The sequence below is a fragment of the Kitasatospora sp. NPDC087314 genome, from assembly GCF_044744365.1.
Classification (GTDB): domain Bacteria; phylum Actinomycetota; class Actinomycetes; order Streptomycetales; family Streptomycetaceae; genus Kitasatospora.
The window spans coordinates 379,259-398,158 of the sequence record NZ_JBIUYE010000001.1 but is presented as its reverse complement, the minus strand read 5'-3'; the positions used below and the strand labels follow the sequence as shown (position 1 = coordinate 398,158).

Genomic DNA, 18,900 nt, shown 5'->3' with positions numbered 1-18,900 from the left:
ACCACGCTTTGACTCGCTGGTCACCGGCTGGTAACACGGGGTGGTGATGATGGACTCATTGCGAGCGTTCGATTCTTCTCAGCCACGAGGGGAGCTGTTCGGCATGCGGATGCGAATCCGGTCGGTCGGGGTTGCGCTGCGGTTCGCCGAGAGCGTCCTGCTGGCGGGCGGCCAGCGGCAGGCCCGGCGCAACGCCTGGGCGGCGGTCTGCGAGAACCGCCGGTACGCGGCGGACCGCCGGCACGACGCGCCGTCGCCCGGGCCGGTGGGGACGTCCGCACGACGGTGACGTCCGGACGGCGGTGAGGCCGGGGCGCCGGTGAGGCCGGGGCGCCGGTGAGGCCCAGTCGGCGGTGAGGCCATGTCGGCGGTGACGTCCGGACGGCGGCAAGGGCGGCACTCCGCCCGCGGCCGCCGGTCGCTGTGTGCGACGGCGCAGGGCACTCGAGTCACGGATCGAGCGAACGGGTACCCGGGCTTGGATATCCCGTACCCGTGCCACGTACCATGAGCGTTATGGCGAGGGAAACATCCGAGAACCCCGGGCGACTGAAGCAGATCCGCCTGGCGTACACCATGACCAAGAAGGTCGACACCAAGATCGGCCTGATCATCGCCGGCGTCGGCCTGCTGACCTTCGGCGTGTTCCTCGCCATCGGCTTCGCAATCGACCACCCCATCTACCTGGGCATCCTGGGCTTCATCGTGGCCTTCCTGGCCATGGCGATCGTCTTCGGGCGCCGGGCCGAGCGCGCGGCGTTCGGACAGATGGAGGGGCAGCCGGGCGCCGTTGCGGCGGTGCTGAACAACATCCGACGTGGCTGGAGCTCCAACTCCACCCCGGTCGCGGTCACCCGTAACCAGGACGCGGTCTACCGCGCGGTTGGCCGGGCCGGCATCGCGCTGATCGGTGAGGGCAACCCGAACCGGGTGCGCCAGCTGCTGGCCTCCGAGAAGAAGAAGATGGCCCGGGTGGTCGGCGACGTGCCGGTGCACGACATCGTGGTGGGCAACGGCGAGGGCGAGATCCCGCTCAAGAAGTTGCAGATCCACCTGATGCGACTGCCCCGCGCCATCACCGCCGCCCAGGTCACCGAGACCAACGACCGTCTGCGCGCGCTGGGCGACCTGCTCTCCAAGGCGCCGATCCCCAAGGGCCCGATGCCCAAGGGTGCCCGGATGCCCAAGGGCGGCCAGGTCCGCTGACCCTCCCCCGTCCCTGACGACACGTGAACGGCCCCGCCGCGGAGATCCCGCGGCGGGGCCGTTCATCGTTGTGCGGCGGGGCCGTTGGACGCCGGGGCCTAGATCCGGGCCTCGGCGCCGGGGCCTAGATCCGGACCTCGGCGCCGGGGCCTAGATCCGGACCTCGACGGTGCCGACCGCCTTGTCGTGCAGGCCGCGGGCGTCGCGGTCCCAGACCAGCGGCGGCACCACCAGGCAGAGCAGCAGGGTGCGCAGCAGGACCTGCGGGATGGTCGCGCGGCCGCCGTCCAGGCGGATCACCCGCAGGCCGAACAGCCGCTTGCCGACGGTCGTGCCGGTGGTGGCGAGCAGCACCGCCGCGACCACGAAGTAGAGCGGGCTGGTCCACAGGTTCGCCTCGGCCGGGCTGCCCTTGCCGATCAGCCCGTAGGCGATCAGGGCGACCAGCCAGCCGTCCACGAACAGGGCGCCGATGCGACGGCCGGGGCCCGCGATCGAACCGGGGCCCTCCTTGGGCAGGCCGAGGCGCTCGCCGCGGTAGCCGAAGTCGGCTCCCATCTTCTCGGCGGCCGCCTTCGGGCCGTCGATCCACGATCCCAACGCTTCTCTGGTGTCCACGAATCCACATTAACCGGGCGGCCCGCCCGCACCGCCACCGGCTCCCCCGAACGCCACGGGCGAGTGAATCGCGCTGCCGGAGCTTTCCAAGTGGTCCAGACCACTTGTACACACCCGACCCGGTCGGTGGTGCGTTTTGCCCCCGTACGGTACGACTTTGCCACCCGATCGGCGGCCGTGGTTAACATTTACGAAACGACCGGGTCACCGGCCGGAAACGGCCCGTTCCTAGGGTGAGCCCCATTCGCACGCCGAGGAGGATGTATGTTCAACAACGCCGCCGAAGTGAAGCAGTACATTCAGGACAACGACGTGAAGTTCGTCGATGTCCGCTTCTGCGATCTGCCGGGCGTCATGCAGCACTTCTCCGTACCTGCGGCGACCTTCGACCCGTCCGAGATCCTGATGTTCGACGGCTCGTCGATCCGCGGCTTCCAGGCCATCCACGAGTCCGACATGGCCCTGGTCCCGGACCTCGCCACGGCCCGGCTCGACCCGTTCCGGACCGAGAAGCACCTCAACATCAACTTCTTCATCCAGGACCCGGTCACGGGCGAGGCCTACAGCCGCGACCCGCGCAACGTCGCCAAGAAGGCCGAGGCCTACCTCGCCTCCTCCGGCATCGCCGACACCGCGTTCTTCGGGCCCGAGGCCGAGTTCTACGTCTTCGACTCGGTCCGCTTCGAGACCAGCGCCAACGCGTCCTTCTACCACATCGACTCGGAGGCCGGCGCCTGGAACACCGGCGCCGCCGAGGGTGACGTACGCGGCTACAAGGTCAAGTACAAGGGCGGCTACTTCCCCACCCCGCCGGTGGACCACTTCGCCGACCTGCGCGCCGAGATGTCGCTGGAGCTGGCCAAGTCCGGCCTGGAGGTCGAGCGCCAGCACCACGAGGTCGGCACGGCCGGCCAGGCCGAGATCAACTACAAGTTCAACACGCTGCTGCACGCCGCCGACGACCTGATGCTGTTCAAGTACATCATCAAGAACGTCGCCTGGCGCAACGGCAAGACGGCCACCTTCATGCCGAAGCCGATCTTCGGCGACAACGGCTCGGGCATGCACGTCCACCAGTCGCTGTGGACCGAGGGCTCCCCGCTCTTCTACGACGAGCAGGGCTACGCCGGCCTCTCCGACACCGCCCGCTACTACATCGGCGGCCTGCTCCGGCACGCCCCCTCGCTGCTGGCCTTCACCAACCCGTCGGTGAACTCCTACCACCGTCTGGTGCCGGGCTTCGAGGCGCCGGTCAACCTGGTGTACTCGCAGCGCAACCGCTCGGCCGCGATCCGCATCCCGATCACCGGCTCCAACGCCAAGGCCAAGCGCATCGAGTTCCGCGCGCCCGACCCGTCCTCCAACCCGTACCTGGCCTTCTCGGCGATGCTGATGGCCGGCCTCGACGGCATCCGCAACAAGATCGAGCCGCTGGAGCCGGTCGACAAGGACCTCTACGAGCTGGCCCCCGAGGAGCACGCCAACGTCCCGCAGGTGCCCTCCTCCCTCCCGGCCGTGCTCGACTCCCTGGAGGCCGACCACGAGTACCTGCTCGCCGGCAACGTCTTCACCCCGGACCTGATCGAGACCTGGATCGACTTCAAGCGCACCAACGAGATCGCCCCGATCGCCCTCCGCCCCCACCCGCACGAGTTCGAGCTCTACTACGACCTGTAGGACCCCCTCTGACCTGCGGGAACGCAGTTTGATCTCTCATCGTTTCCGCAGGTCAGGCAAGGTTCTGACCTGCGGAAACACCTGGCCAGGGGTCGACTTCAACACCCCTGGGACTCGCGATGTGAAATGAGTGTGAAATGAGCACGCGTAGATCGAACTCGCGATGATCACCTCGTTGCCCTTGCCAGCACTGGGTAGTACGCCATCTCGCTACTTTCAGTAGTCCCCGCTCGTGGCCTGCCAACTCAACAGGTTCGATCTTTTGCCAGCATTGCCTCTCCCGCAGGCAAGGCGTCACCCACGCTCGCCAGTTCCCGCCGATCAAGAGGACATCCGAGAAGGCAGGGAGTACACCGGACGTCGGCAAGCAATGTCCGTCGAGAATCAGCCGGCTCAGGCAGCAGCAAGCCCGGCGGCGGCCACGGAGACGACAGCAGACAGGACAAACAGTTGAGGCCAACTGCCGAGCGGGTCGATCAGGACTGCGCCTACCCATGGGGCGAGGGCTGCGGCCACAGCGGCCGGGGCTCCCAGGAGGGCGCTCAGTCGTCCGTAGGAAGCGGTACCCCACAGCGGTGGCTTGGAGGAGGGTCCGGTTGCCCCCGACGGCGCCGGCCAGTATGGACAGGGTGATCAGCAGGGCGGCAGGGCCGGGCGTCGCATCGAGGGCGAAGGTAGTGGCCCTGCTGGCGGCGATCAGTACGCCGGTGCGCGCCCGGGCGGCGAGCGGTGCATAGAGGATGCGGCCCAGCGTCTGCCCCAGGCCGCCCAGTCCGCGGGCCCAGGTCGCCAGCATCGGACTGAAGTAGCGCGCGGTCAGTAGCGGGACCATTCGGACTGCATAAATCCGCTTGTCGGTGGCGCGTGGGACTCTTTGAACATGACGCTCCGGGGTAACTACTCCCAGCGAAGGTGCTCCAATACACACGGACGGTGTCTCATGGGCGGCGCACGGGTGATACGCACGAACAGAGTCCTACCACCCGACCCGAACGGCTGTCGGTGGTGCGGCGACGCCCAAGGCCACCACGGCACTCAGTGGGTGGCCTCGGTCGGTCAGCACACTTGGGCGGAGCCGACGCCCGAGCAGCGGCTTCGCCGCATGCAGGCGCGGCGGGCGGCCCGGCAGGCCGCGTCCGCAGCAGTCACCACAGATGCGGCCCCGCGTTCCGGGCGCGGATGACCAGATCATCGAAGAGCTTGGTGAGGTCCTCGGGAATGCGCTCCTTGGGCAGGTGTGCGGCGATCCCGACCATCAAGTCCTCCTTGGACTGAGGCCCCTCCAGGGAACCGGTCTTGAACATGACCAGCAGCGCGGAGCTGAACTTCTTGCCCGACCGCAGCCCGGCTACGTCGCCGGGCTGCCACGGCCCCGAGCCGTCGGTTCGCGGCCACAGGGCGTTGGCCGTGTCAGCCCAGTCCGCGTTCTGGAACAGGTCCTCCAGTTCGTTGGGCGCGCCCAGGTAGAAGCAGTGCTCGTCAGGAGTGAAGCCATACTGCTTGAGCTTGTCGTCGCGGAAGACCTGCTTCTGGTTCGTACGGCTGTCCTTGTCGACCACGAATGCCACGTCCCGGCGGTGGTCGGCCAGGAACTGCGCGAAGCGCAGCGCGCCCTCGTTGCTGCCACCGGCCATCAGGCACACGCCTGCGGACTGGATAGGTACGCCAGCGTGCTTGCGGAAGAGGATCGGAAACGCGGACGTCTCCGATACGCCCTCCACGGCGACGAAGAACCGCTCGTGCAGCAGGACGCTGTTGCGGAACCCGAGCGTCGTCGCGATGGTCGACAGGTGGCGGCGCACGTCCACGTCGGCGCCGCCTTCATCGAGGACCTCCACGCAGACCTGTCCCTGGTGGGTGCGCAGGTGCACCACGGAGGAGATGTCGACCCCGTCGATCAGGTTGAGCGAGTGGGTGGCCACGATCACCCGGGCGTTCGGCTGCGCCGACTGCCCCTGGATGAGCGACATGATCTGCCGCTGGCGGGTGTAGTCCAGATGGGTGTCCGGCTCGTCGTAGACGAACACGACGTCGCTCGTGGTGCCGTCGTCGTTCTGGGTCAGCTCGTTGCTGCTCTCCCAGAGGGCCAGGGAGATGCGGCGGGAGCGGCCCGTTCCGGCCGAGGACAGAGGGATGCGACGTCCGCCCGCGTCCACAACGGTCAGTTCCACGCCAGTCAGCGCGGGCTTGACCTTCACCTGCGGGTCGAGCTCGACCGACGGCAGTTCACACCGGTCCGCGATGTGCTCGCGAATGCGGTCGATGTCCGCGGTCAGCGAGTTCGCGAGGTACTCCTCAAGCTCCTCGACCCGCTTGGCGGCGTCATCGGCTCGGGTGTATTCCCGCAGGCGAGACCCCAGCAAGGTATGGATCACCGTCTCGGGCGCCTGGACCGCATCGCCGCGGAAGTACACGAGCGACGGCAGCGCGGCCTCCACGGAAGGGTCCGCCGCTACCCACGCGTCGACCTGCGGCATGGTGTCGGCAAGCTGCCGCAGCGGCTGTTCCCAGCTGTCGCGCGCGGTGGCTGGGCCGACCGGGAGTACGCCGTAGGAGTTCGCGGTCGTCTTCAAGGCAGGGAGCTTGAGTGACGCGAGGTCCTGCAGCCCCGCCTCCTCGCACACGCGGCGCCGCACCTCCAGGAACGAGCCCGCCTCCGGCCGGTAGCGGCGCCGGATCCGCACATGCTCGGGCAGGCCCAGGTCTTCCTGCTCATGGGGACGCAGTGCGAAGGAGCCCTCGACCACCGCCTGTGCCACGCGCGCCTGTGCGTCGGCGTCCTCGGCTTCGCCCTCGCCGAGGTAGGTCAGGTCACGCTCGCTGAGTGCTGTGCCCTCCAACAAGAACGCGAGGGCGTCCAACAGCGCCGTCTTCCCGCCCTCGTTCTGGCCAGTCAGTACGGTCTGCCGCAAGACCGGCACCTGCTTGATCTCCACGAGGCAGCGGAAACCCTCGACCGACACATCACAGATCTGCACGCACGCCTCGACTTGGCCAGGAACGGGTGGACTCAGAGGGACCGGGTCAGCCCGCAAGCTTGCGGGTCGGGTAGCGCCCCTTGATATGCCGGGCCACGAACCCGCCCTTGCTCGCGGCGGCCAGAAGTGCGGTGTGCACCTGCGCGGGCACGCGTGTGTACTCGTAAAGGGATCCGCTACGGAAGGCGATCTGCAGGGTACTGGAGCAGTCGTCGTAGCCGACAGACAGGACATTGGTGGACTGGACCGGCTGGTGCAGCACAGTGCCTCCTGCGATTGATGCGCCGGAAGGTGCCCGGTTGGCCGTTGATGCTATCAACAGTACGCCAAGAGCCTGCCCGGAAAGGGAGGTTGCGTCGGGCCGCATGCCAACCATCGGACGGGGTGGGAGTCTACGGGTTTGCCAGGGCCTGGCCCGGCGCCGCCTGGCCTGACGTCGCCCTCCTCATCGCCCCGGCCCGGCTGGTCATCCAGTGGGCGTTACCCCACCGAGTGGACACTTCTGAATGGGCGCCTCACTCCTGACTCCCCGGCACATTGGCCGCGACGATGTCCTGTATGCCAAGCCGGCCCCGGGCGTCCGGCTCCGCGCCGCCGAGCTCCTGGGCGGACCTCTCTCGACCGCCCGGCCTACGAGGACACCGACGAGGGCATCACCGCCGCCGCCACCGCATGGAACTGACCGACATCCGGAACAGGCCCTGGACGAAACAGCACGGTCCTCATGCGTCCTCAACTGACACCGGGCGCTGAACAGGGTGCCGACGTCCACGTCAAGATCCCCTGCCCTCAGCCGCGGTGCGGGGCGAGCTCCGGCAGATGCGCACCTAGAGGCCCCTCTCGATCGAAGTCGCGATGGCGCGAAGGCGCTTCGCTGCCGATCGCGCGTCACCGATCCGGTAGGTCGCGTAGCGCGGATCCTGCAGGTCCTCAATGCTCCGCACGATGTCCAAGTCAAGGCGGGCAAACAGCCTGAACGTGTCCAGCAGTTCGTCGATGTTCGGCGCCAACGGCGACCTGCGCTCGATCAGCGAGACGTCGCGTGCCGAAACTGCCTCCTCCGTCTCCGACTCGGTCTTGAGTCGGGAGATGACGAGGGACAGGATGTCGAGCTCGCGCTGCCGCGTGTCGATGAGCCCGGCGAGCCTGGACAGCCCGTCCGGCGCCTCGAATAGCATCCCAACGTCCGCTGGCCGCAAGCCGAGCGCCTCGGCGGAGCTAACAACCTGGCCCAACTCGTCGGCGGTGATGAGCGCCCACTGCTTCCGCTTGGCCATGTTCTTGATCGTGTCGCCGCTGAAAGCGGGGCCGATGATAGCGACGTACTCCGCTGAACGCTTCTCCTTGTGTGTGTCGATTGCCACGTCGCTCACGTTGTTGTGCGTGACCCGACCGGATGACGTCGACTTTCCCTCCACGATCGCCGTCCGCAACGACCCGTTGCCGTCGTACCACTGCACGAGGATGTCGGTGTCACCGGAACCGCTGATGCGCTGGGCGCGGAAACCCATGTGCCTGAACGCGCTCTCGATGTACACCTCGAAGGCCACACCGGGTGCCGCGCCGTCGGCGCCCGGGTCGACGGAGCTGCGTGTCAGTGATTCCACGATGAGCGAGAGCTTGTCTGGTTCGGCCGGCGCACCCGACGTGCTTTGTGCCAGGTCCGACGACAGCTCCAGCTCCCCGGCGGCCTCCGGCAGGTGCGGTTCGGCGAGGGGGAGCGTCTCGATGAGGCGCAGCCCGGTCGCCGTGGCCTGGACCGACGACCAGGACGTCTCGATGAGCAGGCCCGATTCGACCATGAAGGCCGTGAGCCACCGCACCTTGTCCTTGTTCAAGCCGTATGTGAAGCCTTCCCGATACACGTCATTCCTCGGAATATTGGCCTTCGCCGCACGGATCAGCTCGCCGACGAACTTCATGTTCGCGTGAAGGATCCGGATGAAGTCAATGTCCGATCCCGACCGCAGCCACGCCTTGGCAGCCGGCGTTGCCGTGAACACCCCTCGGCGGACCTCCAGAAGCAGCCCGGCGGCCCTCATGAACGGCAGCATGCTGTCGACGCTGCTACGTTTCAGGCTGAACCGGTCCGCGATGAAGCCCAGCAGTGCTTCCTTCTCCATCTGGTCCTCTGCTGCCGCGATGCACGTCCGCAGGTTCTCGATCTTATTGGGGTCCTCCTTCGGGCTCGGAACCCAGATGTTGTAGGTATTCCTGACCTCCTGGGCGCCGTCGGTCGCGGCTAGGTGCGCGAGGAGCGCGGCGATCTCCTCCGGAGCTTCGGGAATGTCGACCGCTTCGCCCGAGTCGTGCAAGGCCAGGGCCGAAGGCGTCACGACTTCCCAGGTGGCGAAGAGCGACCGTCCTACAGCGGTCGCGCCCTGCTTCCGCTCTCCCAACCATTCGGTCAGCCCCAGGACTTCGAGCCAGGTCATCCGGAAGCGCGTGTTGTTGACAGTCGTCCAGCCGAGGTTGTACGACTCGACCAACTCGGCATTGGCCTCTTCGACCGTCAGCGGCTCGCGCACGAGGAGCCCGAGCACCTCGGCAAATAGCCGAATCCGCTCGGCCATCAACGAGGCGAGACGTGAGCGCGACTTGTCCGAGAGCAGAGCGGAGCCCTCGGAAGTCAGTTGGAGGAATCCTTTTCGATTCTGGATCAACCCCATCGGACGCAGCGCGTACGAGTACCGCCGCCAGGACCTCGACGACTCCACACTCGACAGCTGCGGCCGCGCGTCGAGATCCGTGGCCTCACCATCGCCGATCCTGCGAACGAGCTCAAGGGTGAGCGGGAACATCTCGTCCTTCCCGCAATGGAGGTCCGGTACGGATGACGTCTGCTGCATCCACCTGCTCCGCTGCGCCCCGAGAGCGAGCGCGCTCGCGGCGGCCGGTTGGCTGGTCACGCTGGAGAGGTCCGGAGTCATTATGGTGCGGCCATTCCGTTCATACCACTGTCGGGTGATTCGGCAGAGACTCCTGCCACGCGCGCACGTTACTGCCCACCGCTGACAGGCGAGACCCAACTCGCAATGAAGGGAACTGAACTGAACGAACAGCAGCTGATCAGGATCGAAATGCGTCACATCCTGTCGCCACTGCTGCCGGGCAACCGCGCAGTGAACCCTTGGCGCAGTGGCTGGAACCTCCCGCGCAGCGACGCGAACAGCATGGACCCGGGCGAGGTAGAGGTCCGGCGTGCCCACACCGTCGACCCAACTCGCCGAGGACCTTCCTGCCGCCCACAAGGCCCTCCTCGGCATCGCTCTGGCCACGCTCCTGGCCGCCGTGCTTGGCCTGCTCAACATCGGCCTCGCCACCGTCCGCGACCGGACCCGTGAGCTGACCATCCGTCGCGCCACGGGCGCCACCCGCTCGGTTCGCCGCCGTCCTGCTCGCCCCGTCATCCTTGGCCTGCTCACCGCGGTGCTTACCGTCTCCGGGACTTGCGCCGCTGTCACCCTGCTCGTCCCGCTCCTGATCGATCCGGCCAGCGCCCTGCACCGCCGGCTTCCCGACCGGGGCCGCACTCGACGGCGTCGTCATCGCCCTCCCTCGGCGGCATCGTTCCGGCCGTCCTCCCCACCCGTGTAGACCTGGCCCAGGTACCCCGTGAGCGAGGAAGGCACCTGTCCGCGCAGTAGACGCGGTGCACAGACATCCCCAGCAACGCCTTTCAGACAGCGCTCAACGTTGCCCGGCCAGGACCGCACTACGGCCGATACTGTCGACGAACCTGGCACGCAAGACGGTCCAGGCCGGGTTGTGCAACCCACGCAAGGGCTGTCCAGCTACTTCAAAGGAGAACCGTCCCATGTACGGAGAAGCAGTTATGGCAGTGAGTACGGGAGCCGCCAGTGGAGTTCTCTCCTACCTACTCCAAGGCCAGGTCGACGCACTGAGCACACGGATCTCAGCCATCTTCCGTCGCAGTAGCAACCCCCAAGAGGAGGCCTCCGCCTTGCAGATGCTGAATGAGCACGCGGAAGCGCTGACCCGGCGCGAGATTACTGAGCGTGCTGTCACCGACAACTGGACCGAGCTGTTCGCAGCTTTTCTTAGTGCCCACACCGACGCCCGGGCCGATATCGAGGAACTCGCGACCGCAGCACCAAACAGGACGACTACCATCGGCTCCCAAAACAATTACAGCTCTGGGGTATTCATCGGCAACAACCACTATGGTGAAATCAATATCAGCACTCGGGGCGACAGGTGACCGCCGACGCCCCAGTGCCCCAAAAGTCGCAGCCGATTCAAAATAACTACGGCAACGGTGCATTTATCGGCGGCGACCAGCATGGCGACATCAATATTCACCACGAGATCGACCCGAAAACCAAGGCCACACTCGCGAAACTGGGAAAGTCGGCACCTAGGCTTTCCCAGATGCTCGAAAATGCCCTGCGCGACGGAATAATCTCACCCGACACTGCCAGTCAGCTCTCCGTGGCCGCCCGAAGCATCAATGAAGACGTAGCCGACCGGCTCACATACGCCTCACATCGGATAAATGAGGACGTCGCCGGCCTTCTCACCCATGCAAGCCGCAGCATCAACGAAGATGTGGCAAGCCAGATAGCCCACGCTGCGGATCAACTTTCCCAGCTCTCTACAAGGATTGACTTCGAATCGCTTGATAATCTAGCAAGGCGCCTTGAGGGAATTCTCGGATCTCACAATAATGGCAGCTTCGGCGAGCTCGCAGTCCGACTCGAAAGCAGCATTGAAAGCCTTGGCGCTGCAACGGATCAAATGAATCACCTAAAAGGCGGCAGCATCCACACAGCAGAGCTCAAGCAAGTGACTTTATCACTTGCGGAGATTGCGAAACGAGTCGAGGCAAGAGTAACGCCACCTCCCCCGATAGTCCTCCCCGACTGGGAAGGAAGATTGCGGTGGCTTGGCATTGGAATTTTCCTTGGGATTGCGATATCAATTATTTTCGCAGCCTACTCATAGAAGACCTCGTTCCTGACTTTGGCCCAATGCAGCCGACGGGAGCCGCAAGGTCGACCCGCTCTCCTCACCGGCTACAACACAAACGGGGAGATTGCCTGGGAGCAATGGTCCTCCTCTTCGCCAACCGGGCCCAGACCCATCGGATCGGGATGACTCGACGACAGCTGCCCCGAACTCGCCTCCCGCACCCTGCAAGAATTCACCACTCCCTCCATAAGGGGCACTACACGATTTCAGATGCAGATGGCCACTAAAGGAGCTGCTCGGGTGGTCCTGCAGCCGTCACTCGCATCAGAAATCAGCTGGTCCATCCTGAAATCCTCACATACCACCTCTACACGCACGAAAGTCTGACAGTCGAGGCCTGGCGAATTTCCCTGCACTGCGCGACTCTGATAATTCTCCACCGCATCGATTATCGCGACTCTTACCATAAGCAGGTGCGCCTCAGAGGGTAGGCCAGTGATGGCCAGCGATTGCCACTTGGGAAGATCCCCCCACACGGCACCGATCAGCCTGCCGCCTGTGCAGTTCCAGATGCGTCAGCCCTGGCTGTGGACGCCGAGCCCCGTCCGCGCAAGCATTCGCCGCGTATTCCAGCGACCCTACGTAGCGACGGCCGCGCACAGTCGCCACGACGCATTCATCACTACTCGGCGCTTCTCACCACAGCTCGTCGTCAAGGCCGTCGCATGTGCACTGGTTGTGAAATGATCTCCCGTGAGGTTCATATTTCCGCAGGTCAGAGGCATGCTCGATCAGAACTACGACCTCTAAATCGCGGTCATCGGCCTTGATCGGCCGGTGGGCCCCGTCGTGCTCCTTGTGGGGACGGCGGGGTCTTTGGTTGGTGGTGGTGGCCGGCGACGGGGCTTGGGGTGGCCGGTGCGGGTGGGGACGGCCGATCGGGTGAATCAGTGTCATCGAGCGTTGTGCCGAGGAAAGTCCGGCTGGATGGTCCGGCCGCCTGCTCGGCACCCTGCCACCGGGCGCTGCGGTGGACACCGGCCGCTCGCCCGGCTGGAGCCCGGTCGCCCCCGGTCCCAACACCTGGGGCTACGCCACCGGCGCGTTCCGCCCGGGCGAGCGGCCCCCGGGGCGGCCTACGGGCGTTCCGGGGTGAGGGCCAGGACGGCGAGGTCGTCGGCGAGCAGGCCGGCGTACTCGTGGACGTCCTGGGCCAGGAAGGAGACCAGCCGGTCGGGCGAGGTGGTGCCGAGGGCCGCGAGGCGGCGGTCGAGCGGGTAGAAGGCGCCGGTGGCGTCGCGGGCCTCGCTCACGCCGTCGGTGTAGAGCAGGACGGTGTGGCCCGTGGGCAGGGCGACCGCGGTCGGCTTGCCGCGTTCCTCGGCGGGCCCGAGGTGGCCGAGGCCGAGGGGGAGTTCGTCCGCGCAGGACACCGGGGTGATGGTGTGGCCGGTGAGCAGGAGCGGGGTGGTGTGGCCCCGGTTGATGATCTCCACGCAGTCGGAGCCCGGCCGGTACTGCAGCAGGACGGCGGTGACGAACAGCTCGTCGTCGCCCCGGTCGGCGGCGTCGCGCAGCACGGCGCGGTCCAGCTGGTCGGCGAGGTCGACCAGGTCGGGGGTGTCGTGCGCGGTCGCCCGGAAGGCGCCGAGCACGTCGGCCACCGTCCGGACCGCGCCGAGGCCCTTGCCGCGGACGTCGCCCAGCAGCACCCGGACGCCGAAGCGGGTGTCGCACACCTCGTACAGGTCCCCGCCGACCAGCACCTCGGCCTGGGCGGGGCGGTAGAGGCCGGCCACCTGCAGGCCGCCCGCCCGTTCGGGCACCGGGCGCAGCACCGTGCGCTGCAGGGTCTCGGCGACCGTACGGGCGTGCAGCAGGGTGCGGTTCTGCCGGGTCCGCTGCCAGGACAGGGCTGTGCCCATCACCCCGGACAGCAGCGTGGCGATGTAGACCCAGACGTGGTGCTGCTCGTTGATGTGGCCCGCCCGCAGGGCCAGCACGAGTTGCAGCGCCAGGGAGCCGACCGTGGCGGTGGCGGTCAGCGCCGGGCCGTAGCTGAACGCCGCCACGACGGGCAGTGCGGTCAGCAGGAAGCCGGCCGCGACCGCGTCCGGGACGACCGCCTCGGCGACTAGGTCGAGCAGCAGCAGGAGCACCGGCAACCAGGGCACCCAACGCGGCACCCTGGGTTCCACGGCCGCCCGGTGCGGCGGGCGGGGTGCTACGGGCACGGCGGGGACCTCCTGGCCGACCGGTCCGGAATGACCGGTTCGTCCCTCCATGCTCTCCTACGAACGGCCCGGTCACGAACGGCCGAATGTCCCGATTTTCCCGGCCGGCCGGGCCTGGACGCGCGGCGTCAGGCCTGGTAGACGGACTGTGACGAACGCCCTGGCCCGCGGGACGGGAGCGAGGGCGGGGACGGGGGTGAGGGCGGTCAGCGCACGGTCACCGGCAGGGTGTCGAAACCGCGCAGGACCAGGCGATCCCGCCGGCTGGGCACGCCGCCGGGGGCGAGTCGGGGAAAGCGGTCCAGCAGGGCGGGCATCGCGACCTCGGCCTCCAGCCGGGCCAGCTGGGCGCCCAGGCAGTAGTGCGGGCCGCCGCCGAAGCTGAGCGGCTGGCTGTCGCCGCGGGTCGGGTCGAACACCTGCGGGCGGTCGTACCGGGCCGGGTCGTGGTTGGCCGCGCCGAGCAGCAGGAGCACCACGTTACCGACCGGAACGGGCAGGTCCTCGACGGCGAGCCCCTCGGTCAGTGCGACCCGCGAGGTGAGCTGGACCGGGGAGTCGAAGCGCAGCACCTCGTCGGTGAACGCGGCCGGGGTGATCGCCCCGCTGCGCAGGCCCGCGGCCGCCTCCGGGTGGCGGAAGAGCAGGGCCAGGCCGTTGCCGAGCAGGTTGGTGGTGGTCTCGAAACCGGCCACCAACAACAGCACCAGGTTGGCCAGCAGCTCCCGGGCGGGGAGCCGCTCCGGATCGTCGACGGCGATCCGGGCCAGGTCGGTGACCAGGTCGTCCTGCGGGCGGGCGAGGCGCTCGGCGGCCAGTTCGGTGAAGTAGCCGGCGAGCTCGTCGGCGGCCGCGTCGGCCTCGGTGAGATCGGAGCGGTCGTCGATGAACTCCAGGGCGACGGTGAGGTCGGAGGCGAGGTCGCGGAAGCGGTAGCGGTCCTGTTCGGGGACACCGAGCAGTTCGCAGATCACCCCGACCGGCAGCCGGAAGGCGAAGGCGTCCATGAAGTCCACCGGCGAGCCGTCGGCGCCCTGCTCGGCCATCCCGTCCAGGAGCCGGGCGACCGCCGCTTCCACGGCCGGGCGCAGCGCGGCGACCCGGCGGGCGGTGAACACCGAGGCGATCAGCGAGCGGACCCGGGGGTGGTCGGGTGCGTTGCGCTGCAGGATCGAGCGGCCGAACAGCGCCATCGACGAGTGCTCGGCGAACTCCGGGGCCAGGCCCGCCATCATCTCGGCGGTCGCGACGGCGAAGGCGGGGGTGCGCAGCACCTTGTCGGCCGCGGCGTGGCCGGCCACCAGGAAGGTGTCCGGGCCGGCGGGCATCGCCGCGCCCAGCTCGTGCGCCCGCGCGTACAGCGGGTACGGGTCGGCCCTGCCCTCGCTGGTCAGCAGTTCCTCGATGATCGACGTACCGTCCATCCGGTGCACCCCTCCCGAAGCCCACGTTCCTGATTCGTGAACCACCGACGGGGGCAATGGAGTTCCCGCCCGGCCGGGTTCTGGCCGGGTTCCCGTCCGGCCCGGGCGCGCATCCGGCCGCGGCTCCGTGCGGCCCGGGTTCGCACGCGGGCGTCGAGGCGGCTCGGTAGGGTGGCCGTATGGAAATCTGGATCAACCCGCGCTGCGGCAAGTGCCGGTCGGCACTCGGCGAGCTGGAGGCCGTCGGGGCCAAGTACACCGTGCGGCGCTACCTGGAGGATCCGCCGACCGCCGCCGAGCTGGAACAGGTGCTGGAGCGACTGGGCCTGGAGCCGTGGGACATCACCCGCATCGAGGAGCCGGTCGCCAAGGACCTCGGGATGAAGCGGTGGTCCCGGGAGCCGGAGGACCGGGCGCGCTGGATCGCGGCCATGGCGGAGCACCCGATCCTGATCCAGCGGCCGATCATCACCGCGGACGACGGCCACGCCGTCGTGGCCCGGACCCCTGAGGCCGTCAAGTCCGTACTGCCGTAGGGACGCCGCCGGGGGCGGTCAGTGCAGCTCGATCCGCTGCACCGGCCGGCCCGGGTGCCAGTTGGAGATCCACAGCCGGCCGTCCTCCACGGCGGTGTGCACCACCTGCTCCAGGTCCAGCCGGAAGGCGTGGAAGGGGGTGGGCGGCGGCTCGGGAAGATCGGCCACGTAGGCGGTCAGTTCGGCCTCGTCGGTGATCTCGACCGCGCGGCCGGAGACCTTGGAGTCCCCACCGGCCATGGTCTCGTCCCCCGGGTGGGCGTGCAGCGCGAAGCGGCCGTCCCGCTGGAGGTCGCGTGCCTTGACCGAGCCGTACATCGACCCGATCATCAGGTCGGCTCCGATGAAGTCGACCTCCGTCCCGCTCACCCGGGGCGAACCGTCCTTGCGCAGCGTCGCCAGGACGTGGTGCTTGTCGGCCTCGAACCGGGCCCGTACGAGGGGCGCCAGATCGGGTGCCTGTTGCTCGAAATCCTGCCAGGTAGCCATGGCGCCAGTCTGGCACCGGGCGCCGACAGTCGCCGGGCATCCCCGCCGGCCGGGTGCCCGCCGTCGCCCGGGCACTGTCGGTGGCCGGTGCCAGACTGGCGGGGTGACCACCACGACCACGTACATCGCGTTCCTGCGGGCCATCAACGTCGGCGGCCGGACCGTGAAGATGGAGCGGCTGCGGGCGCTCTTCACCGAGCTGGGGCTGACGGGCGTGCGCTCCTACATCCAGAGCGGCAACGTCTTCTTCAGCGCCGACGAGCCGGACCGCACCGCCCTCACCCGGCGCATCGAGGAACACCTGGAGCGGTCGCTCGGCTACCCGGTGCCGGTGATGCTGCGGACGGTCGACGAGGTGGCCGCGCTGCTCGCGGCCGAGCCGTTCAGGGGCATCGAGGTGACGCCCGACATCCGGCTGGTCGTCGCCTTCCTCTCCGAACCGCTGCCCGCCGCCCTCGCCCTCCCCCGCACCTCGCCGAAGGGCGACCACGAGGTGATCGGTGCCGACCCGGGCGCCGCGTACGTGGTGGTCCATCTGCGGGACGGCCGGTGGGTTACCGGGGACCTGTTCGGCAAGGCCTACCGGGGGTCGGTCACCGCCCGGTTCCTGCACACCACCGAGAAGATCCTGGCGGCCGCCCGGAAGGGCTGACCACCTCCTGCCGGCCGCCACGGCGACCGGAACCGCGGTCGCGCACCAGGCGTCTGGAGTGCAGTGACGTACTCACTCCGCGCCGGCGCACGGCGTGATCTGGACAGTCGGAGCCGGCCGAGCCGAGAATCGGGCCATGACGTCTCCTGAGTTCCGCACCGGCGCGGTCTCGCCCTCCGGCGCGGTCCGCCCCTCCGACGCCGAACGGGACCAGGCGCTCGGGGTGCTCAAGGACGGCGCGGGCAGCGGGCGGCTGTCGCACGACACCTTCCTCGGCCGGATGGAGATCGTCCTGCACGCCACCAGCCGGGGCGAGTTGGACGAGGCGATGAGCGGGCTGCCGACCGGGAACCCGGTCGAGCGCCTCCTGCTGCGGACGGTCGGCCGGATCTCCGCGTTCGGGGACCGGTTGAGCCGGGCCTGGCGCGCCGAGCGGCTGCCCGGGCTGAGCCTGCCGGAGACCGGGGCCGGGCAGTTGACGATCGGTCGGGTCATCGGCTCGGGGTTGCGGCTGCACGACGCCTCGGTGTCCCGGAAGCACGCCGAGCTGCGGCACGAGGGCGGCGGCTGGGTGCTGTACGACCTCGGCTCGACCAACGGCACACACGTGAACGGGCGCCGGATCGCGGGCGGGGTCCGGGTCCGGCCGGGCGACCAGGTCCGGTTCGGGAACCTGGAGTTCCGGCTCGCCTAGGGCCTGTCGCTCCCCCGGGCTGCCGGTCGGTGCGGGAACCGCCGCGGGGCCCGCTGTCGCGGCGGCCCGGCGTACACGTCGAAGCCGCCCCCGGCGCCGGCGACCAGGATGCGCTCGGCGGCCAGCAGTCGGGTGATCAGCGGGGGTTGCAGGAGGGAGGTCACCGGCGGACGGTGGCGCTCACGGTCGGCCGGGGCGGTGGCGCTGTCAGTGGTGGGTGCAAGGATGCGGGCATGACCCAGGAGACGGCTCCCACCCCCGACGTGCTGCGCGAAGCCCGCGAACGGGCCCGCGAGTTGATCCGGTGCGGTTTCCAGGAGCCGGACGAGATAGCCGAGTCCCTGGTCGAGGTCCTCGACGACCAGGGACTGCCGCAGGAGGAGGCGGAGCGGATCGTCGCTCCGCTGTGGGCCGAGCGGCTGGCCGAGCAGGCTTCCTGGCCCGCGACCACGGACGTGGACCGGCTGGCGGCGGCCTTCGACGCGCTGGAGGAGGAGGGCGTCGTCGCGGCGATGGACTTCACCTGCTGCGCGGGCTGCGGCTATGCGGAGATCGGCGGCGAGGCCGGCGAGGGCTCGCACGGCTTCGTCTTCTTCCACCAGCAGGACACCGAGGCGGCGGCCGACGGGCGGGGCCTGATGCTGCGTTACGGCGGGTTCCACACCGGGGAGGAGGCCGCCGAGGTGTCGGAGCGGCGGACGGCCGAGGTCGGGCGGGCGGTGGTGGCCGCGCTGGAGGCGGTCGGGCTCCCGGTGGAGTGGGACGGTTCGCCGCATACGGCGATCCGGGTCGCACCGCTGGAGTGGCTCAACCGCCTGCCGGAGTAGGCGCCGGGGAGGCCTGGGTGAACGTCTGGGCAGCGTGCGGGCGGTGTCAGCCGCGGGTGACGTGCAGTTCTGCGTAGCGGTCGCCCTTGTTCGCCTTGTGCAGGGTGACCTTCGCCTTGCCGATGGCGGTCTCGGCGTCCTTGTCGACGGTCTTCCGGTCGTCGCCGACGGCCACCTCGACCGTGCGGTCGGTGATGTGGCCGACCGTCATCTTCACGGTGTGGCTGCCGCCGAAGACCTGGACGGTCTTGGAGGCGTCGGCATCGTCGGTGCGGACGACGACGTCGCAGCTGTCGTCGTCGAGGCACAGCGAGCCGCTGCCCCCACAGGCGGTCAGTCCGGCGCCGAGCGCCAGGACGGCGCCGGCGGCGAGGAGCGCCGGGCGGCGGCGGGCGGGCACGAGGCCGTGGCGGTCGCGGGTTCGGTGGGAGTTCGGTGCGCGTCCTGTGGTCATGGTGTCGACGGTAGGCGGCCGGGCACACCCCGCCATCGCCCGCCGGCGGTACCCGCCCCCTGGCCGGGCCCGGAGCACCCGGGCGACCGTGGCCCCGAGGACGGTGGGGTGAATCCCCTAGGGGGAAACGGGAGTTGAGCCACCAGGGTCAGACGCCAAGGCGACGACCGCATATGCCT

At 68.6% G+C, this 18,900-nt stretch carries 19 protein-coding genes; 10 read left to right on the top strand and 9 right to left on the bottom strand.

Going from position 1 to position 18,900, the window contains the following annotated elements; translation table 11 throughout:
• Positions 1-103: 103 nt before the first annotated feature.
• A complete protein-coding gene (locus ACIO5E_RS01805) occupies positions 104-289 on the top strand; it encodes a hypothetical protein (RefSeq protein ID WP_400662356.1) in 186 nt (61 codons plus the stop codon).
• A gap of 218 nt (positions 290-507) precedes the next feature.
• Positions 508-1,206, top strand: a complete 699-nt coding sequence (locus ACIO5E_RS01800) for a DUF4191 domain-containing protein (RefSeq protein ID WP_400663391.1) — start codon at positions 508-510, stop codon at positions 1,204-1,206.
• A 150-nt stretch (positions 1,207-1,356) separates the two neighbouring features.
• On the opposite strand, the gene ACIO5E_RS01795 is transcribed toward ACIO5E_RS01800, so the two are convergent.
• The gene (locus ACIO5E_RS01795) at positions 1,357-1,824 is read right to left on the bottom strand and encodes an RDD family protein (protein WP_280674653.1); all 468 of its coding nucleotides are present in this window, start codon (positions 1,822-1,824) and stop codon (positions 1,357-1,359) included.
• Positions 1,825-2,088: 264 nt separating this feature from the next.
• Here ACIO5E_RS01795 and glnA point away from each other — a divergent pair, with 264 nt between their 5' ends.
• Positions 2,089-3,501 (top strand): type I glutamate--ammonia ligase, encoded by a 1,413-nt coding sequence (gene glnA / locus ACIO5E_RS01790; RefSeq protein WP_400662352.1) that lies wholly within the window; start codon positions 2,089-2,091, stop codon positions 3,499-3,501.
• Positions 3,502-4,646: 1,145 nt separating this feature from the next.
• Here glnA and ACIO5E_RS01785 read toward each other — a convergent pair.
• The 3 genes from ACIO5E_RS01785 to ACIO5E_RS01775 all read right to left on the bottom strand — a co-directional run bounded on the left by ACIO5E_RS01785 (position 4,647) and on the right by ACIO5E_RS01775 (position 9,280).
• The gene (locus ACIO5E_RS01785) at positions 4,647-6,437 is read right to left on the bottom strand and encodes an ATP-dependent nuclease (protein WP_400662349.1); all 1,791 of its coding nucleotides are present in this window, start codon (positions 6,435-6,437) and stop codon (positions 4,647-4,649) included.
• Between the two features lie 88 nt (positions 6,438-6,525).
• Positions 6,526-6,741 (bottom strand): KTSC domain-containing protein, encoded by a 216-nt coding sequence (locus ACIO5E_RS01780; RefSeq protein WP_400662346.1) that lies wholly within the window; start codon positions 6,739-6,741, stop codon positions 6,526-6,528.
• A gap of 565 nt (positions 6,742-7,306) precedes the next feature.
• The gene (locus tag ACIO5E_RS01775) at positions 7,307-9,280 is read right to left on the bottom strand and encodes a restriction endonuclease (RefSeq protein WP_400662343.1); all 1,974 of its coding nucleotides are present in this window, start codon (positions 9,278-9,280) and stop codon (positions 7,307-7,309) included.
• A 400-nt stretch (positions 9,281-9,680) separates the two neighbouring features.
• Here ACIO5E_RS01775 and ACIO5E_RS01770 point away from each other — a divergent pair, with 400 nt between their 5' ends.
• The 3 genes from ACIO5E_RS01770 (at position 9,681) to ACIO5E_RS01760 (ending at position 11,444) form a co-directional block, all read left to right on the top strand.
• Positions 9,681-10,076: a hypothetical protein gene (locus ACIO5E_RS01770; protein ID WP_400662340.1), complete on the top strand. Its 396-nt coding sequence runs from the start codon at positions 9,681-9,683 to the stop codon at positions 10,074-10,076.
• A 367-nt stretch (positions 10,077-10,443) separates the two neighbouring features.
• Complete coding sequence (locus ACIO5E_RS01765) at positions 10,444-10,701, top strand: hypothetical protein (RefSeq protein WP_400662337.1); 258 nt, start codon at positions 10,444-10,446, stop codon at positions 10,699-10,701.
• Positions 10,698-11,444, top strand: a complete 747-nt coding sequence (locus tag ACIO5E_RS01760; RefSeq protein ID WP_400662334.1) for a hypothetical protein — start codon at positions 10,698-10,700, stop codon at positions 11,442-11,444. The genes ACIO5E_RS01765 and ACIO5E_RS01760 overlap by 4 nt, the downstream gene beginning before the upstream one ends.
• A gap of 1,103 nt (positions 11,445-12,547) precedes the next feature.
• On the opposite strand, the gene ACIO5E_RS01755 is transcribed toward ACIO5E_RS01760, so the two are convergent.
• Entirely contained in the window at positions 12,548-13,585 is a 1,038-nt protein-coding gene (locus tag ACIO5E_RS01755) for a PP2C family protein-serine/threonine phosphatase (protein WP_400662331.1), read from the bottom strand.
• Positions 13,586-13,851: 266 nt separating this feature from the next.
• Positions 13,852-15,069: a cytochrome P450 gene (locus ACIO5E_RS01750; protein ID WP_400662328.1), complete on the bottom strand. Its 1,218-nt coding sequence runs from the start codon at positions 15,067-15,069 to the stop codon at positions 13,852-13,854.
• Between the two features lie 179 nt (positions 15,070-15,248).
• Here ACIO5E_RS01750 and ACIO5E_RS01745 point away from each other — a divergent pair, with 179 nt between their 5' ends.
• Positions 15,249-15,605 carry an arsenate reductase family protein gene (locus tag ACIO5E_RS01745; protein WP_400662325.1) on the top strand — a complete coding sequence of 119 codons (357 nt, stop codon included), beginning with the start codon at positions 15,249-15,251 and terminating at the stop codon, positions 15,603-15,605.
• Between the two features lie 18 nt (positions 15,606-15,623).
• Here ACIO5E_RS01745 and ACIO5E_RS01740 read toward each other — a convergent pair whose 3' ends face one another.
• Complete coding sequence (locus ACIO5E_RS01740; protein WP_400662322.1) at positions 15,624-16,094, bottom strand: pyridoxamine 5'-phosphate oxidase family protein; 471 nt, start codon at positions 16,092-16,094, stop codon at positions 15,624-15,626.
• A 103-nt stretch (positions 16,095-16,197) separates the two neighbouring features.
• Between ACIO5E_RS01740 and ACIO5E_RS01735 the strand changes: the two genes are divergently transcribed.
• Entirely contained in the window at positions 16,198-16,746 is a 549-nt protein-coding gene (locus ACIO5E_RS01735) for a DUF1697 domain-containing protein (protein WP_400662319.1), read from the top strand.
• A 136-nt stretch (positions 16,747-16,882) separates the two neighbouring features.
• Positions 16,883-17,440 (top strand): FHA domain-containing protein, encoded by a 558-nt coding sequence (locus ACIO5E_RS01730; RefSeq protein WP_400662316.1) that lies wholly within the window; start codon positions 16,883-16,885, stop codon positions 17,438-17,440.
• Here ACIO5E_RS01730 and ACIO5E_RS01725 read toward each other — a convergent pair.
• Positions 17,437-17,604 carry a hypothetical protein gene (locus tag ACIO5E_RS01725; protein ID WP_400663459.1) on the bottom strand — a complete coding sequence of 56 codons (168 nt, stop codon included), beginning with the start codon at positions 17,602-17,604 and terminating at the stop codon, positions 17,437-17,439. The two genes, ACIO5E_RS01730 and ACIO5E_RS01725, sit on opposite strands and share 4 nt — an antisense overlap.
• A gap of 69 nt (positions 17,605-17,673) precedes the next feature.
• On the opposite strand from ACIO5E_RS01725, the gene ACIO5E_RS01720 reads away from it, so the two are divergent.
• Complete coding sequence (locus ACIO5E_RS01720; RefSeq protein ID WP_400662313.1) at positions 17,674-18,267, top strand: DUF6891 domain-containing protein; 594 nt, start codon at positions 17,674-17,676, stop codon at positions 18,265-18,267.
• 46 nt (positions 18,268-18,313) lie between these two features.
• On the opposite strand, the gene ACIO5E_RS01715 is transcribed toward ACIO5E_RS01720, so the two are convergent.
• Entirely contained in the window at positions 18,314-18,721 is a 408-nt protein-coding gene (locus ACIO5E_RS01715; protein WP_400662310.1) for a hypothetical protein, read from the bottom strand.
• Positions 18,722-18,900: the final 179 nt, after the last annotated feature.

Coding starts and splice junctions, on each gene's coding strand:
- ACIO5E_RS01805 (WP_400662356.1), top strand. CDS start 104: ATGCGGATGCGAATCCGGTCGGTCGGGGTTGCGCTGCGGTTCGCCGAG.
- ACIO5E_RS01800 (WP_400663391.1), top strand. CDS start 508: ATGAGCGTTATGGCGAGGGAAACATCCGAGAACCCCGGGCGACTGAAG.
- glnA (WP_400662352.1), top strand. CDS start 2,089: ATGTTCAACAACGCCGCCGAAGTGAAGCAGTACATTCAGGACAACGAC.
- ACIO5E_RS01775 (WP_400662343.1), bottom strand. CDS start 9,280: ATGTTCCCGCTCACCCTTGAGCTCGTTCGCAGGATCGGCGATGGTGAG.
- ACIO5E_RS01750 (WP_400662328.1), bottom strand. CDS start 15,069: ATGGACGGTACGTCGATCATCGAGGAACTGCTGACCAGCGAGGGCAGG.
- ACIO5E_RS01745 (WP_400662325.1), top strand. CDS start 15,249: ATGGAAATCTGGATCAACCCGCGCTGCGGCAAGTGCCGGTCGGCACTC.
- ACIO5E_RS01740 (WP_400662322.1), bottom strand. CDS start 16,094: ATGGCTACCTGGCAGGATTTCGAGCAACAGGCACCCGATCTGGCGCCC.
- ACIO5E_RS01730 (WP_400662316.1), top strand. CDS start 16,883: ATGACGTCTCCTGAGTTCCGCACCGGCGCGGTCTCGCCCTCCGGCGCG.
- ACIO5E_RS01720 (WP_400662313.1), top strand. CDS start 17,674: ATGACCCAGGAGACGGCTCCCACCCCCGACGTGCTGCGCGAAGCCCGC.
- ACIO5E_RS01715 (WP_400662310.1), bottom strand. CDS start 18,721: ATGACCACAGGACGCGCACCGAACTCCCACCGAACCCGCGACCGCCAC.